The 17,130-nt window shown below is 44.6% G+C and carries 14 protein-coding genes and 1 other annotated feature; of the genes, 5 read left to right on the top strand and 9 right to left on the bottom strand.

Going from position 1 to position 17,130, the window contains the following annotated elements; genetic code table 11:
* Nucleotides 1-31 precede the first annotated feature (31 nt).
* The 5 genes from HPK16_RS00985 (at nucleotide 32) to HPK16_RS01005 (ending at nucleotide 6,080) form a co-directional block, all read left to right on the top strand.
* Nucleotides 32-574 (top strand): DivIVA domain-containing protein, encoded by a 543-nt coding sequence (locus HPK16_RS00985; RefSeq protein ID WP_181675145.1) that lies wholly within the window; start codon nucleotides 32-34, stop codon nucleotides 572-574.
* Nucleotides 562-804: a binding site (T-box leader), on the top strand. (Overlaps the previous gene by 13 nt.)
* Before the next feature lie 176 nt (nucleotides 805-980).
* Nucleotides 981-3,746 carry an isoleucine--tRNA ligase gene (ileS, locus tag HPK16_RS00990; protein WP_181675146.1) on the top strand — a complete coding sequence of 922 codons (2,766 nt, stop codon included), beginning with the start codon at nucleotides 981-983 and terminating at the stop codon, nucleotides 3,744-3,746.
* 68 nt (nucleotides 3,747-3,814) lie between these two features.
* Nucleotides 3,815-4,804 (top strand): diaminopimelate epimerase, encoded by a 990-nt coding sequence (dapF, locus tag HPK16_RS00995; protein ID WP_181675147.1) that lies wholly within the window; start codon nucleotides 3,815-3,817, stop codon nucleotides 4,802-4,804.
* 16 nt (nucleotides 4,805-4,820) lie between these two features.
* A complete protein-coding gene (locus HPK16_RS01000) occupies nucleotides 4,821-5,513 on the top strand; it encodes a phosphatase PAP2 family protein (RefSeq protein ID WP_181675148.1) in 693 nt (230 codons plus the stop codon).
* A 366-nt stretch (nucleotides 5,514-5,879) separates the two neighbouring features.
* Nucleotides 5,880-6,080, top strand: a complete 201-nt coding sequence (locus HPK16_RS01005) for a cold-shock protein (RefSeq protein ID WP_181675149.1) — start codon at nucleotides 5,880-5,882, stop codon at nucleotides 6,078-6,080.
* A gap of 130 nt (nucleotides 6,081-6,210) precedes the next feature.
* Here HPK16_RS01005 and ilvA read toward each other — a convergent pair whose 3' ends face one another.
* The 9 genes from ilvA to ilvD all read right to left on the bottom strand — a co-directional run bounded on the left by ilvA (nucleotide 6,211) and on the right by ilvD (nucleotide 17,125).
* Nucleotides 6,211-7,479, bottom strand: coding sequence for a threonine ammonia-lyase (gene ilvA, locus HPK16_RS01010; protein WP_181675150.1), 1,269 nt, complete (start codon nucleotides 7,477-7,479; stop codon nucleotides 6,211-6,213).
* A 21-nt stretch (nucleotides 7,480-7,500) separates the two neighbouring features.
* Complete coding sequence (leuD, locus tag HPK16_RS01015; RefSeq protein ID WP_181675151.1) at nucleotides 7,501-8,082, bottom strand: 3-isopropylmalate dehydratase small subunit; 582 nt, start codon at nucleotides 8,080-8,082, stop codon at nucleotides 7,501-7,503.
* Nucleotides 8,060-9,457, bottom strand: a complete 1,398-nt coding sequence (gene leuC, locus HPK16_RS01020) for a 3-isopropylmalate dehydratase large subunit (protein WP_181675152.1) — start codon at nucleotides 9,455-9,457, stop codon at nucleotides 8,060-8,062. Before leuC ends, leuD begins: the two co-directional genes overlap by 23 nt.
* Nucleotides 9,458-9,459: 2 nt before the next feature.
* Nucleotides 9,460-10,512: a 3-isopropylmalate dehydrogenase gene (leuB, locus tag HPK16_RS01025; RefSeq protein ID WP_181675153.1), complete on the bottom strand. Its 1,053-nt coding sequence runs from the start codon at nucleotides 10,510-10,512 to the stop codon at nucleotides 9,460-9,462.
* The gene (locus tag HPK16_RS01030) at nucleotides 10,509-12,050 is read right to left on the bottom strand and encodes a 2-isopropylmalate synthase (RefSeq protein ID WP_181675154.1); all 1,542 of its coding nucleotides are present in this window, start codon (nucleotides 12,048-12,050) and stop codon (nucleotides 10,509-10,511) included. Before HPK16_RS01030 ends, leuB begins: the two co-directional genes overlap by 4 nt.
* A 115-nt stretch (nucleotides 12,051-12,165) precedes the next feature.
* Nucleotides 12,166-13,161, bottom strand: a complete 996-nt coding sequence (ilvC, locus tag HPK16_RS01035) for a ketol-acid reductoisomerase (protein WP_181675155.1) — start codon at nucleotides 13,159-13,161, stop codon at nucleotides 12,166-12,168.
* Between the two features lie 67 nt (nucleotides 13,162-13,228).
* Nucleotides 13,229-13,711, bottom strand: coding sequence for an acetolactate synthase small subunit (gene ilvN / locus HPK16_RS01040; protein ID WP_036080183.1), 483 nt, complete (start codon nucleotides 13,709-13,711; stop codon nucleotides 13,229-13,231).
* Nucleotides 13,712-15,415, bottom strand: coding sequence for a biosynthetic-type acetolactate synthase large subunit (gene ilvB, locus HPK16_RS01045; protein WP_246369192.1), 1,704 nt, complete (start codon nucleotides 15,413-15,415; stop codon nucleotides 13,712-13,714).
* Nucleotides 15,416-15,433: 18 nt separating this feature from the next.
* Nucleotides 15,434-17,125, bottom strand: coding sequence for a dihydroxy-acid dehydratase (gene ilvD, locus HPK16_RS01050; RefSeq protein ID WP_181675157.1), 1,692 nt, complete (start codon nucleotides 17,123-17,125; stop codon nucleotides 15,434-15,436).
* Nucleotides 17,126-17,130 lie beyond the last annotated feature (5 nt).

The raw sequence follows: 17,130 nt of genomic DNA on the forward strand, positions 1-17,130 counted from the left end.
GTTAGGTTTTGACCATATGGAGGTGTTGAACATGCCATTATCACCGCTGGATATACATAATAAAGAGTTTAGCCGTGGTTTTAGAGGTTACGAAGAGGACGAGGTAAATGAATTCCTTGACCAAATTATTAAGGATTATGAACAACTGATTAAAGAAAAGAAACGCTTAGAGGAGACGCTATCTTCAAGAGATGACCGTTTAGGACATTTTACAAATATTGAAGAAACGCTAAATAAATCCTTGATAGTGGCGCAAGAAGCTGCGAACCAAGTCATTGATAACGCGGATAAAGAAGCGAAATTAATCGTGCGTGAAGCGGAGAAAGATGCGGATCGTATTTTGAGTGATTCGCTATCAAAAGCCCGCAAAATTGCGATTGAAATTGAAGATTTGAAACGTCAATCAAAAGTGTTCCGCGAACGTCTGCGCTTACTAGTAGAAACACAAATGGATCTGATTAAGAGTGATGATTGGAAGCAATTGATGGAATATGAAGTCGATGCAACCGAATTGAAATCAGCAGAACCAGAGAAATTAGAAGTAGTAGAAGAAAACGATATTGAGAAGCAATAATAGAGACAAGTACACTTTCTAAGATATTCTATTTTTAAAGCGAGCTGGGGATGGTGAGAGCCTTGCAAGTAGGATAGAAAGTGGAAATCACTCTGGAGCTCTTTTTTTGAACGGCATGCGTGCCAATTAGAAAGAGGCGTACGTCGGCGTTAACGATGTAACGAAGTGGGCAAAGATGTATGATCGATGTCAACAAGGGTGGTACCGCGACTATTAGACTCGTCCCTTTTTTGAGGGAGGGGTCTTTTTGTGTTGAAAAGGTGAAAGAGCTCGTTATGTTGATGAACTCGCAAAGCGTCTTGTGCTTTTTAGAACCGCAACATAGCTAGATCTGAAAACGAGATACGAAAGCTTTGCCAAATACAAGAGAACAAAAAATAATCATAATATAAAGGAGAATGAACTGATGGAATACAAAGATACGTTATTAATGCCAAAAACAGAATTCCCAATGCGAGGTAATTTGCCAAATAAGGAACCAGAATGGCAAGCGAAATGGGAAGAGATGGATCTATACGACAAAATTCAACAAAAAAATGCGGATAAGCCAACGTTTATTTTGCATGATGGACCGCCTTATGCGAATGGTGAGCTACATATGGGCCATGCGATGAATAAAGTAATCAAGGATATGATTGTTCGTCAAAAATCGATGAGTGGGTTCCGTTCGCCATATGTTCCTGGCTGGGATACACATGGTTTACCGATTGAACAGGCGCTTGCGAATAAAGGCGTAAAACGGAAAGAAATGTCTGTTGCCGAATTCCGTAAACTTTGCGCAGAGTATGCGTATAAACAAGTCGATATCCAACGCACAGGTTTTAAACGTCTTGGTGTAACTGGTGAGTGGGCGAATCCGTACATCACCTTACAACCGGAATATGAAGCAGAACAAATCAAAGTTTTCGGTGAGATGGCTAAAAAAGGCTACATTTACAAAGGAAAGAAGCCAGTTTATTGGTCGCCATCTAGTGAGTCTGCTTTGGCTGAAGCGGAAATTGAATATCAAGATAAGAAATCTGCCTCCATTTTTGTGGCGTTTAAAGTAACAGATGGCAAAGGTGTGCTAGAAGAAGGAACGAATATCGTGATTTGGACAACGACACCGTGGACGATTCCTGCGAATAAGGGGATTACGGTAAATCCGGATTTAGAATACGTTGTTGTAGCGGTTGCTGGCGAAAAATATGTCGTAGCTGAAGCGCTTTTCCCAAGTCTGCGCGAAACATTAGGTTGGGAATCGGCTGAGGTTGTGAAAACCGTGCGCGGCTCCGAAATTGATCGCGTTGTGACGAGACATCCATTTTATGATCGTGATTCGCTCGTGATGAACGGTGGACATGCAACGGCAGAAGCTGGTACTGGCGCGGTTCATACAGCACCTGGACATGGGGAAGACGACTTTATCATTGGTCAAAAATATGGTTTAGAGACATTAGCACCACTAGATGATCGTGGTGTTTTCACAGAGGAAGCACCGGGCTTTGAAGGTGTGTTTTATGATACAGCCAATAAAATGGTGACGGAGAAGTTGGAAGAAGTCGGTGCGTTATTAAAATTAGAATTCATTACGCACTCGTATCCGCATGATTGGCGTACGAAGAAACCAGTTATTTTCCGTGCGACACCGCAATGGTTTGCATCGATTAATGCCTTCCGCCAAGAGTTGTTAGACGCAGTACAAGGTGTGACTTGGACGCCTGCATGGGGTGAAACGCGCTTATTCAACATGGTTCGCGATCGCGGTGACTGGGTTATTTCGCGTCAACGTGTATGGGGCGTCCCACTTCCGATTTTCTATGCGGAAAACGGCGAGTCTATCATCACGGATGAAACGATTAATCATGTGTCCGAATTATTCCGTGAGCATGGTTCAGACATCTGGTTCGAGCGGGAAGCGAAAGATTTATTACCAGCCGGATTCACGCATGAAGCGAGTCCAAATGGCGAATTTACGAAAGAGAACGATATTATGGATGTTTGGTTCGATTCAGGATCAAGTCACCAAGCTGTTCTTGCGGCGCGCCCTTACTTGAATCGCCCAGCGGATCTTTACATGGAAGGTTCTGACCAATATCGCGGTTGGTTTAACTCCTCGCTAACGACGAGTGTTGCGATCAGTGGTGAAGCGCCGTACCGCAATGTTTTAAGTCACGGTTTTGCCTTAGATGGTGATGGTCGTAAAATGAGTAAATCACTTGGAAACACGATGCTTCCAGGGAAAGTTATCAACCAATTAGGTGCGGATATCGTCCGTTTGTGGGTTGCGTCCGTGGATTATCAAGCAGATGTGCGTATCAGTGAGAATATTCTAAAACAGGTTTCCGAAGTCTATCGTAAAATTCGGAACACGATGCGTTTCTTGCTTGGAAATATTTCTGATTTTACACCGGCAACGGATGCGATTGCGTATGAAGATTTGCGCGAAGTGGATCAATATTTACTAATTAAACTGGATGAGCTCGTTAAAAATGTTCGTGCGAGCTATGATAAGTATGAGTTTTCAACGATTTATCACCAAATTAATAATTTTTGTACAGTAGAACTTAGCCAATTTTATATGGATTTTGCAAAGGATGTTGTGTATATCGAAGCAGCTGACAGCAAAGATCGTCGTGCGATGCAAACTGTATTCCATGAAGCGGTCGTTGTTTTGACGAAGTTATTGGCGCCAATTTTGCCACATACGGCGGACGAGGTTTGGTCGCATTTAACGGATCAAGAGGCGGCGAGCATTCATTTGACAGAGATGCCGGAAATGAAGAACTATCCTGCAACAGAAGCGATCACGGAGAAATGGGATCAATTCATGCAAATTCGCGATGTTGTTCAAAAAGCATTGGAAGAAGCGCGTAATGAAAAGATTATCGGTAAATCAATGTTGGCAAAAGTGACGCTATTCGTTGATGGCGAAGCGAAGCAATTATTTGATTCATTGGAAGGCGACTTCGCACAACTGCTGATTGTGTCTGATTTTGAATTAGTGGAAGGCTTAGAAGGAGCGCCAGCCAATGCGGTGAAAGATCATCATGTTGCCGTTGCGATTACGGTAGCAGAAGGCGAGACATGCGAACGTTGTCGTGTTGTGAAGAAAGATGTTGGCGAGAACCATGATCACCCGACGTTGTGTAAACGATGCGCGGATATTGTGGTTGCGAATTATAGTAACTAATAGTGAGGTTCTACTGGGATATCCCGGTAGAACCTTCACGCATAAAAATGGAGAATGGAGGAATAAGGATGCCACATATCGAGTTTATTAAAGTTCATGGCTCTCAAAATGATTTTTTCTTGATTGATGAGATAAAAAACAACTTAACCGACTGGGAAGATGCCGCACGTGCTAAGTTAGCCGTTCGAATTTGTAATCGTGATGAAATGTTGGGTGGCGCGGATGGTATCTTGTTCGTCTCAGAAAGCTCGGATAAGGGCTCTATCGGCCGTATGCGCGTTTTTAATGCAGATGGCTCTGAAGCATCGATGTGTGGGAATGGCTTGCGTACGGTGGCGCGTTACCTGCTAGAACAGCATGACTTACAGGAAGCAACGGTTGAGACGATGAAAGCGACGCTCCACGTTTCGAAAGCGGAAGAAATCGGTGCTGATATTCCAACCTATCAAGTGGAAATTTCACCAGTCTTATTTGCGCCAGAAACGCTACCGCTAAACTGGGACGAAGCGCAGATGATGGATGAGTTGGTTCCTGCGTTTGACGCTGATTTACGTTTTTCAGCAGTAGCCGTACCGAATCCTCATTTAATTACGTTTGTGGATCAAGAAACGCTCGATTCAGATAAACAAACGAAGCTTTCCACGTACCTTAATGGAGAAAATCCTTATTTCACAGACGGTGTCAATGTTAGCTTTGTCAAAGAACTTGGGGAAGACGCGATCTATGTTCGGACTTTTGAACGTGGTGTGGGTTTTACAAATGCTTGTGGAACGGCAATGTCGGCCTCGAGTCTGATGAAAAAATTGCTTCATAATGATAAGCTGGAAACGCCTGTTCATGTGTATATTAATGGCGGCCGTGTCAAGGTCACAGCTAGCAAAGATGCAGACGGTGCGCTACATTTGCAATTGATTGGTAATGCGACTTTTGTGTATCATGGCACGCTTGCAGTCACTGACACGACAATCAATCTACTTGAAAAAAGCGATACTAAGGAACAAGCGCAATATCAAGCAATGGTGGAAGAAGTACAAACCTTCCTACAAAAAAACAAGTGAAGTTAGGAGTAAATTTATGAATACAAACAAAAAGAAAGCTATACCGTTATTCACAATTGGTGGTTTCGCCTTGTTAATCTTCGTCATTGTCGCATTAGCAGTTAATTCCGAGGCTCGATGGGTTGTCAAATTTGATTTAGACTGGATCAGTCGTATCCAAACAAACATATCGGCCTCTAAAACGAGTCTAATCGAGAATTTAACGTTCTTTGGAAGTGCAGAATTTGCGATTATTTTAACGGTAATCGTCGTTGTTATCCTCTTCATATTGCGTAAATTTGTCGTTGGTTTATGGTTTGGTGGAACAGTGCTTGTGTGCGCGATTTTGATGAACGCGGTTCTAAAGCATGTCTTTGAGCGTCAACGTCCAAGATTTGACCAGTTGATTGCAGAAACTGGCTTTAGTTTTCCGAGTGGACATGCGACAGGAACAACGATTTTCTACGGGTTAGCCGCGATGTTCTTAATTTTCACCGTGAAACAAATGTGGGCTAAAATCGTGATTGGTGTCGTTGCTTTAGGCTGGATAATCTTTATCATGTGTTCTCGCGTATACCTAGGCGTTCACTATCCAACCGATGTATTTGGCGGCTTCTTATTCGGGATCGCATCCATCTTCATCTCGCTTGGCGTGTACTTCCTCGTCCGCGAACCATTGCACAACTTATTAGTGAAATGGCGTATAAAAGATCGCAGTGTTATTAAATAAAAACAAGACCGTGAAGGAGCGTCGCATAAGCCGTTACTTCATGGTTTTTCCACTTTTGGAAAGTTGTCGCAATAATGGCGCACTTAGGTAAATATTGCTTGCATTTTTGGAATGAAAGCGTTAAAATGATTGTATCGATGAAATTAATATTGCCCTTACAAATGCGTTGTTGGGATGCTGTAGGTGCTTAGCAAGAGCTTATTCACATGTTATAAAGGGTACTGATCCTTAAACTATGAGTATCTTTTATAATATGTGAATTTTTATATGAAAACCAAGGTGAGCTTGTTGTTTAGCAGTTTCCCAGTAAGTTTTTTATTTGTAAAAGGAACATATTAAGAAAAAATTTTTGGAGGTTTTTGACACATGCAAGAAGGTACAGTGAAATGGTTCAATGGCGAAAAAGGTTTTGGATTTATCGAAGTTGATGGTGGCGATGATGTATTCGTACATTTCAGCGCGATCGAAGGAGAAGGTTTCAAAACACTTGACGAAGGTCAAAAAGTGGAATTTGAAATCGTAGAAGGACAACGCGGACCTCAAGCTGATAAAGTAACAAAACTTTAATTCTAGCGCGAGAACGTGAAACGAGATTGAGTGATTACCATATGTTTGGTAGTTGCTCAATCTTTTTTAATTTGAAAAACAGTCTGTAGATTCTCACCAGAAAAAGGAGAGAACGTACAGACTGTTTTTTTCATACGAGTAACGTATAGAGCATTTGATTGTCGTTGATTGGCATAAAGCTAGGATCAAAAACAGCAATGCGCTCGAGTAATTTTTCATAGTCATTAGGATTTTCTAACAAGACACCGATGATAACAGGGCCTTGATTCCGGTTTACTTTTTTCGTATATTCGAACTTCGTGATGTCATCATATGGACCGAGAACGTCATTTACGAACTCACGCAAGGCACCTGGACGTTGTGGGAAATTGACGATGAAATAATGCTTCAGACCTTCGAAAACGAGGGAACGTTCTTCAATTTCCTGCATCCGGTTGATATCGTTGTTACCACCGCTGACAATGCACACGACGTTTTTACCCTTAATTTGTGGGCGGAAATGGTTGAGTGCTGCAACAGAGAGGGCACCGGCTGGCTCCGCGACAATGGCTTGCTTCGTATACATATCTAGAATCGTCGAGCAAACTTCGCCTTCATCGACTTCTGTCACTTCATCCACGAGCTTCTCGCAATGTTTATACGTCAGTTGGCCGACTTGTTTCACCGCAGCGCCATCGACAAATTTATCGATTTTTGGCAAATTAACAACTTTACCAGCAAGTAATGATTTGGCCATCGATGGGGCACCGCTTGGCTCTACACCGATAATAGTGGTATCAGGACGCACCGCTTTTACATAAGAAGCAACGCCAGAAACTAAGCCACCACCACCGATTGCTGCAAAAACGAAATCGCAATTTTCCGAACCGAGGTCATCCAACATTTCAACAGCAACCGTTCCTTGACCGGCGATAATATCTGGATCGTCAAATGGGGCGATAAACGCTTTGTTATGCTCTTCGCTAAATTTCTTAGCTGAATAAGCCGAAGCGTCAAATGTATCACCAGTGAGGCGAACTTCGACAAACTCTCCACCGAAAAAGCGAACTTGCGATACTTTTTGTTGTGGTGTCGTCGTTGGCATGAAAATTGTTGCTGGAACACCAAGTTTTTGACACGTGAAGGCGACTCCTTGTGCATGATTTCCGGCACTGGCGCATGTGACGCCGTTTTTCAGCTGTTCTTCGGTTAATTGAGCGATGGCGTAATAAGCACCGCGTAGTTTGAACGAACGAACCCACTGTAAATCTTCGCGTTTTAAGTAGACGTTGCAGTCATATTTTTGTGATAAGTAGTAGTCTTTTTCGAGAGGTGTGTGCTTGACGATAGATTTTAATGTATCATACGCATCGAGCACGTCTTGTTTGCTAACTAAAGCATCGACATCAACCATTTCCATAACATCCTCACATCCTCATTTTTAATAGGCACGTGCCTTGTTTTCGTAATCGGTAATCATGGATTCATGCTCCATTGTTTGGGCAATATCATCGAGGCCTTTGATGAATTTCTCTTTCCAGGTCGCATCGATGTCAAAATCATACGTACCCACCGAGCTAATGACTTGTTGTTTCGGCAAATCGATAGCAATCTCTTCGTTCGCTGGAATTGCTGCCAGTTTCACGCGTACTTCTTTTGGCAAACTAATTGGCAAAATACCATTTTTCGTGCAGTTCATGTAGAAAATATCGCTGTATCCGCCGGCAATAATGACACGGAAACGGTAGTCGAGTAGGGCCCAAGGAGCGTGTTCACGACTAGAGCCACAGCCGAAATTCTCACCGGTGACAAGGATGGTAGCTTCTTGTCGGTCAGGAGCATTTAGCGGAAACTCTGGATTCAAGGAACGATCGGGGAGATAGCGCCATTCGTCAAAGAGAAATTCGCCAAATCCGGTTCGTTCGATACGTTTTAGAAATTGTTTCGGGATAATTTGATCGGTATCAATGTTATCGTTCATTAGAGCTACTGTTTTTCCTTTATGCAACACCATTGCTTCCATTTTGCCACACTCCTTTGCGAATATCGATAAAGCGGCCATGAATTGCGGCTGCTGCGGCCATTGCTGGACTCACCAAATGTGTTCGTGCGCCTTTTCCTTGACGTCCTTCAAAATTACGGTTGGATGTTGAAGCACAATGAACACCGTCTGGAACTTGGTCAGGGTTCATGCCAAGGCACATCGAGCAACCAGGTTCACGCCATTCAAAACCTGCATCGATGAAAACTTGATCAAGACCGATGCGCTCTGCAGCTAGGCGGACTTGGCGGGAACCAGGAACGACCATTGCGCGGATACCGGATGAGACTTGATGGCCTTTCACAATTTGGGCGGCTTCTTCGAGATCAGAAAGTCGTGAGTTGGTACAAGATCCGATGAATACATACCCGAGATTGATTTCAGAAGCTGATTGGCCGGGTTCGAGCCCCATATACTGATAGGCACGCTCGTCATCGATGCTTTGGATAGCTGGGAAGCTTTCTGTAACTGGAACGCCCATACCCGGATTGGTTCCCCAAGTAACGTATGGCGCAAGTTCAGAAACGTCAATTTCGATGTCACGATCGTATGTTGCACCCGGATCACTTGGCAATGTCGCCCAATCGGCAATCGCTGCTTCCCAATTTGTTGGTGCGTATTCGCGTCCTTTGATGTAGGCGAATGTGGTGGCATCAGGTGCCATCATGCCCATTTTGGCGCCGCCTTCGATGGACATATTGCAGATTGTCATCCGTTCTTCCATCGTCATATTCTGAACCGCTTCCCCGTAGTATTCGACGGCATATCCGTTACCAAACGCGACGCCATATGTTGCAATCAGATGCAGAATAACATCTTTTGCATAGACACCTTTTGGAAGAGTACCGTTAATTTTGACACCCATTGATTTTGGTTTTTGTTGCCAGATGGACTGCGTAGCAAGGACATGTTCTACTTCACTCGAGCCAATGCCAAAAGCCATCGCTCCGAAAGCGCCATGTGTTGCGGTATGCGAGTCACCACATACGATTGTTTTGCCAGGTTGAGTTAGCCCCGTTTCAGGTCCAACCATGTGCACGATTCCTTGGCGTTCGCTACCGACATCAGCAAGCGTAACGCCAAACTCTTCACAATTTTTGCGAAGCGCATCGATTTGTTTTTTTGCAACGACGTCCTGAATGTTGAAAATATCTTCGGTTGGAACGTTGTGATCCATCGTAGCAAACGTGCGATCCGTGCGGCGAACCTGTCTTCCTTCCATTCGCAATCCTTCAAAAGCTTGAGGGGAGGTAACTTCATGTACCAAATGCAGGTCGATGTATAACAGTTGCGGCTCACCTTCTTTTCCAAATATGACGTGACGATCCCACAACTTATCGAACATTGTTTTAGCCATTGCTATTCTCCTCCTTTAACTCGTTTTTTAACTTCATTTGTAAAATCAGTAGTCGATGTATTTCCGCCCAGATCTTTGGTTAGAAATCCTGCTTCCATCGTATCGGCAGCCGCTGTATCAAGATAATCTGCCGCTTCGAAAAGTTGGAAAGATTGGCGTAGCATCATTGACACAGATGAAATCATCGACATCGGATTGGCAATATTTTGACCGGCGATGTCTGGTGCGGAACCATGAATCGGCTCGTACAACGATGGACCGGATTCTGGATGACTCGCAGATGGTAGCATGCCCAGCGAGCCAGTGATTACGGAGGCTTCATCACTCAAAATGTCACCAAACATATTTTCCGTAACAATCACATCAAAAGTGGTAGGGCGCTGAATGAGGATCATTGCTGCAGCGTCTACATATAGATGCTCCAACGTAACCTCAGGATAGCGCTTGGCAACACGTTCCACGACTTGGCGCCATAGTTTGCTTGACGCTAATACATTCGCTTTATCAACCGAAGTAACCTTATTACGACGCGTTTTTGCAAGTTCAAATGCTTGAACAGCGATGCGCTCGATTTCGGAGGCGGTATACGTTAACGTGTCCACCGCACTAGTTTCATCCCAATGTTTTGGCTCGCCGAAATAAATACCACCTGTGAGCTCACGGACAACGATAAAATCGGTACCTTCGACAATTTCCTTTTTTAAAGGAGAGAGGTGCGCAATCGTGTTGGGAACTTGAATAGGGCGGATATTTGCGAATAGGCCAAGTGCTTTACGCAATGCTAGTAGGCCTTGTTCTGGGCGTTTCGGCGCATCATCCCATTTCGGACCACCAATAGCACCAAGCAAAATGGCATCCGCTTTTTGACAAGCAGCAAGTGTTGTTTCTGGAAGTGGATCGGACAAGGCGTCAATGCCAGCCCCGCCAAATGGGTGTGTTTCAATTTTAAAATCTAGCTGGAATTTCTCGGCAAGGGTTTCGAGAATCTCTAGACCGCTCGCCATGATTTCTGGCCCAATCCCGTCGCCAGGAAGGGCTGTAATGGAATAGGTCACTTGACTGGTACCTCCTCGTTTGTTTGTTGTTTTGCCTCATTGGCTTTTGCGCTTGCGTGAAGGTACGACTTGGCGGAAGCAGTTAGAACGTCATTGTCAATGCCGATGCCATGATACGTTGCGCCGTCTTTGTCTTTGACGATAACATGAACCTCGGCTTGTGCATCGTGTCCAGCCGTGATCGCTTGAATCCGGTAATCGGTGAGCTCAACATCTTGCTCCATCAGACGGTTAATCGTATTATAAATCGCTTCGATACTACCAGCCCCAGTCGCTGCATCTTCTAAAACAGAACCGTCTTCCGTATGGATGCGGACAATCGCGCCTTGTACGCCTCCTGTCACATACTGTACTTGCAAATGATTCAATTCATAGTCATCCGCTTTTTCGGACGTCTGACCAAGAATCAACGCGTGCAAATCGTCTTCTGTCACGTCTTTTTTCACATCTGCCAAATGCTTGAATCGTTTAAATGCATCATTTTTCTCCTCGTCGGTCATCGTATAGCCAAGTTCCTCCATACGCGTAACAAAAGCGTGGCGACCAGACAGTTTTCCAAGTGGAAGCGAGTTTTTTTCAACACCAACCAAAGCAGGCGTGATAATCTCATATGTTGTCGGTTCTTTCAAAACGCCATCTTGATGGATACCCGATTCATGCGCGTAAGCATTGCCACCAATAATCGCTTTATTGCGCGGTACAGGCATACCAGAAAGGCGGCTAATCAGGTCACTCGTTTTCTTCGTCTGATTCAAAATGATACCAGACTCTGATTTGTAGTAATCATTGCGAATATGGAGTGCCACAGCGACTTCTTCAAGCGCGGTATTTCCAGCACGTTCGCCGATTCCGTTCACCGTACCCTCCACACGTCGCGCCCCATTTTCGATGGCAGCAAGCGCGTTGGCAACGGACATTCCAAGATCATCATGACAATGTGTCGAGAAAATAACCTCATCAAAACGCGGAATATTTTCACGCAAGTAGCGGAAGAGGGCACCAAATTCCGTCGGGTTCGTAAAACCAACTGTATCGGGAATATTAATCACGGTCGCACCTGCATCAATGGCCGTTTGAACCGCTTGAACTAGGAACGCCGGATCCGTTCTTGTCGCATCCTCAGGAGAAAATTGAACAATCGGGAAAAGTTTGCGAGCATGCGTGACGTGATGTTTAATACTTGCCAACACCTCAGGCCTGCTCATATTTAATTTATGCTTCATATGTACATCACTAGTAGCAAGAAAAACATGAACTTGAGAACTCTCGGCATCACGTAATGCCTCATAAGCACGGTCGATATCACGTTCCACAGCACGAGCAAGCCCGCAAATCGTTGCATTCTTAATAATACTAGCAATCTCTTTCACCGAATGAAAATCACCGTCAGACGCGATAGGGAATCCAGCTTCGATCACATCAATCCCATAAGTTTCAAGCTGACGCGCAATCTGAATTTTTTCCTGTTGATTAAAATTGACGCCAGGCGTTTGTTCGCCATCACGTAGCGTTGTATCGAAAAATTGAATATAAGCCATAATTTATCCACCTCATATTAGAAAAGGGGAGCAGCGTGCCGACAAACGCTTATTTTCGTCATCAAAGTATTTGTCGAAACGCTGCAGGTTGCCTAAATCCCCATTTCTCTTCCTATTAGTTTTGTGGTTTTACGAAAGGCATCATTTCGCGCAAGCTCGCACCAACCGATTCGATTTGGTGGCCTTTTTGTTCTGCGCGCAAACGATGGAATTCTTTGAAACCATTTTTATTATCATCAATAAATGCTTTGGCAAAGTTACCGTTTTGAATATCCGTCAAGACTTCTTTCATTGCTTTCTTCGTGTCGCTCGTTACAACGCGAGGGCCAGAAACGTAGTCGCCGTATTCCGCTGTATTTGAGATGGAATCACGCATTTTTTCCATGCCGCCTTCATACATCAAGTCAACAATCAGTTTCAACTCATGTAATACCTCAAAATAAGCAAGTTCCGGTTGGTATCCAGCTTCCACTAATGTTTCGAAACCAGCTTGCACTAAATGCGTTGTACCACCACATAGAACGGCTTGCTCACCGAATAAATCAGTTTCAGTTTCTTCTTTAAATGTCGTTTCGATAACGCCAGCACGAGTTGCGCCAATGCCTTTTGCGTAAGATAAAGCGACATCTGTTGCTTTTCCAGTAGCGTCTTGGTAAACCGCGAATAAACCTGGAACCGCGCCACCCTCAACGAATGTACGACGAACTAAATGTCCTGGACCTTTTGGTGCTACTAGGAACACGTCTACGTCAGCAGGTGGTTTAATTACGTCAAAATGAATGTTAAAACCATGCGCAAAAGCTAACGCGTTGCCAGCCTCTAGGTTCGGCTTGATTTCAGCTTCATAAGTATCTCCTTGTGTTTCATCTGGTAAAAGGATCATCACGACATCAGCCGCTTTTGTTGCATCTGCTACAGACAAGACTTCAAAACCGTCATTGCGAGCCGCTTCTGCTGATTTTCCTTCACGAATCCCGATAATGACATTGTTCCCGTTATCGCGTAAGTTTTGCGAATGCGCGTGGCCTTGTGAACCATAACCGATTACTGCAACTTTCTTACCTTGTAACGCGCTTTCTTGTACTGCATCTTCATAATAAACTTTTGTCATTTTCCTAACCTCCATAAATTATATCTTTTTATATTTCTCAGAAAAGGTTTTCTGGGATTCAAAATAATTATTTAGCGCTACGAGTAAAGCCCGTAACACCAGTGCGAGCCATTTGTTGAATGCCGTAGGGGCGAATGCTGTCAACAAAAGCATTGACTTTTTCACTCGTTCCAGCGACTTGCACAACAACGCTCGTTTTACCAACATCGATAATCGTTGCACGAAACGGCTCAATAATAGAATTAAGTTCCGCTCGTGTTGTTGCAGGGGCGTTGACTTTAATTAAAGCAAGTTCGCGCTCCATATGCGGGTCATCGGTAATATCACTCACTTTTAACACATCAATTTGTTTGTTTAACTGCTTCGTCACTTGTTCAATTTCATAGAGTGAATCGACATGAACGACGATGGTAATGCGGGAAACATTCGGCGTTTCAGTCCAGCCAACAGAGATACTATCAATATTGTATTGGCGACGAGAGATAACACCAGTAATCCGATTAAGCACACCACTTGAGTTATTAACAGTCGCTGTAATGATACGTCGCATTTATTCCACTCCTTCCATTTGATGATTCGCTTTGCCCGGTGGAATCATTGGTAATACCAGCTCACTCGGCGACACGACACATTCGATAACAATCGGACCAGGGTGAGCAAATGCCGCTGCCAAATCTTCCTCCAAGGTTTCCGGATTCTCAAGCCGAACTCCTTTAACACCGTAGGCTTCTGAGAGTTTCACGAAATCAGGCTGACTTTGGAAAATGGAGTGGGAGAAGCGTTCATTATGAAACTTCTCTTGCCACTGCCGAACCATACCAAGCGATCCATTATTCAAAATGACCGTTTTCAAATTAATATTGTAATCATTCAAAATCGCCAGCTCCTGATTGGTCATCTGGAAACCACCATCTCCAACAAAAGCGACAACCGTTCGCTCCGGATAGGCAAGTTGCGCACCGATCGCGGCAGGAAAACCAAAGCCCATTGTGCCAAGCCCACCACTCGTCATGATTTGGTGATCATGGCGAAACGGATAAAATTGTGCGACCCACATTTGGTGTTGGCCAACATCCGTTGCAACAAGCGCATTACCGTCCGTGATTTTCCCGATAATCTCAATGACTTTTTGCGGTTTGATTTCGGCTTTAGAATCGCGATTATACGTGAAAGGGTGCCGTTCTTTGCGCGTCATATTAAGCTTATACCAATGCGTTTTGTCGGCTTCCTCTGTCACGGTCATTTCTAGCAATTGCGTCAACGTTTCTTTAATATCCGCAACAATCGGAATTTTCGTTGGTAAAACTTTACCGATTTCCGCAGGGTCAATATCGATATGGGCAATCACCGCATGTTTCGCGAACTCTTGCGGTGAACCAACCATCCGGTCATCAAATCGCGATCCAAAATTAATGAGCAAATCAGGATCCGTAAGCGCCATATTTGCAGCGTAAGAACCATGCATCCCGCCCATTCCGAGGAATAGGGGATGATCTTGTGGAAAACTACCGAGTCCAAGCAATGTATTCACGACTGGAATCTGATATCGTTCCGCAAAATCAAGCAGTTCAGCCGTTGCGCGTGAATGATTCACGCCAGCTCCGGCTAAGATAACAGGTTTACTAGAAGCCGCCAACGCCTGCATCAATTTTTCAAGTTGCATGCCATTGGGTTTCACGGTCGGCTGATAACCAGGTAGGTTAATCGTGTCATCATTGACTTTATCGGTTGTCGCGATAGACATATCTTTCGGTAAATCAATCACGACTGGACCTTGGCGACCTGTTGTGGCGATATGAAAAGCTTCTTTAATGATTCTCGGAATATCTTTCACATCGCGTACTTGATAATTATATTTAGTAATCGGAATGGTTAAGCCAATCATGTCTGCCTCTTGGAACGCGTCCTTCCCGATACCAGGTGTGGCGACTTGACCAGTGAAAACGACCATTGGAATCGAATCGCTCATCGCGTCCGCAATCCCCGTTAAAGCATTCGTTGCACCAGGTCCACTTGTAACGACAACAACACCGGCTTTTCCAGTAACACGAGCATAGCCTTCCGCTGCATGCACGGCACCTTGTTCATGACGCGTCAGAATATGCGGAATATCGCAATCATAAAACGCATCATATAGTGGTAATACAGCACCGCCCGGATAGCCAAAAATCATCTCTACATCCTGCGCGTTCAGAGCATCAATTAAAAGTTCAGCACCGCTTTTTGTCGTCGTTTCTTTCTCTACTTTGATCATTTTCATCACCTCTCCTTATTACTCTAAGAAATCATCCGGAAGTTGCAGTACGCCACCAGTGTGAGCAGAAGTCACGAGTGCAGCATAGCGAGCCAGATAGCCTTTTTTAATTTTAGGAACAAATTTAGGAATCCCTGCGCGGCGTGCTTCTAAAACATCAGGTGCCACTTCTACGTTCAACGTCCGGTTCGGCAAGTCAATCACGATTGTATCGCCATCTTCAATCAAGGCAATCGGACCACCAGAAGCCGCTTCGGGAGAAATATGCCCAATAGCGATTCCACGCGTCGCACCAGAGAAGCGGCCATCCGTAATCAGCGCCACATCTTTTCCAAGTCCGCGTCCAACGATAGAAGACGTCGGAGCAAGCATCTCAGGCATTCCAGGACCACCTCGAGGACCTTCATAACGAATCACGACAACATGGCCTTCGCGAACCGTATGATTATCAATCGCTTCAACAGCTGCGTCATGGGAGTCGAAACAAATCGCTTTCCCAGTAAAGACGGATACCGATGGATCGACGCCACCGACTTTGATTGCCGAACCTTTTGGCGCAATATTTCCGAAAAGAATGGAGAGACCGCCCGTTTTCGTATACGGATCTTCTTTTGGATGAATCACGTCCGTATTATTAATTTTGGCATTTTCCACATTTTCACGAATCGTTTTCCCAGTTACCGTAATCCGATCGGGATGAATCGCGTTTTCGAGGTCAACCAATTCTTTCATAATAGCAGGAACACCGCCAGCCTCATGGACATCATGCATCGAGTACGCAGAGGACGGTGCGATTTTAGAAAGGTAAGGAACACGACTTGCGATTTCATTAATACGTTCCAAATCATAATCGATTTCCGCCTCGTTTGCTAAAGCCAAAACGTGAAGGACAGTGTTTGTCGAGCCACCCATCGCCATATCTAGCGCGAAAGCATCATCAATCGCATCACGCGTAATAATGTCGCGAGGGCGGATATCTTTTTTCACAAGATCCATCAAATGGAAGGCCGATTCACGAATCAACTCGCGGCGCGCCTCCGATACAGCAAGCGTCGTCCCATTGAACGGAACCGCCATACCAAGTACTTCCATCAAACAGTTCATCGAGTTCGCTGTAAACATCCCAGCACACGATCCACACGTCGGACAAGCATTCGCTTCCATATCTAAAAATTCCTCTTGGGACATGCTACCTTCTTTAAAAGCACCAACCGCTTCGAATACCGAAGAAAGCGTCAAGGCCTTACCAGTTGCTGAAAGTCCAGCCTTCATCGGGCCACCAGAACAGAAGATTGCGGGCACGTTCGTACGTACAGAAGCAAGCAACATACCAGGCGTGATTTTGTCACAGTTTGGAATATACATAACGCCGTCAAACCAGTGAGCATTGATTACCGTTTCCGCAGCATCCGCGATAACTTCACGACTTGGAAGGGAATAACGCATCCCAATATGACCCATTGCAATCCCGTCATCGACACCAATCGTATTAAATTCGAAGGGGATACCGCCAGCTTCACGAATCGCCTCTTTTGCAATATCTGCGAGTTCTCTTAAATGCACATGACCCGGAACGATATCGATATAAGAGTTACAAATGGCGATAAATGGTTTATCCATATCACCTGGACTTTTGATTTGACCAGTTGCGTGCAGAAGACTCCGAGCTGGAGCTTGTTCGACACCTTTTTTGATTTTATCACTACGCATGAGCA

The organism is Paenilisteria rustica (genome assembly GCF_013820765.1).
Classification (GTDB): Bacteria; Bacillota; Bacilli; order Lactobacillales; family Listeriaceae; genus Listeria_A; species Listeria_A rustica.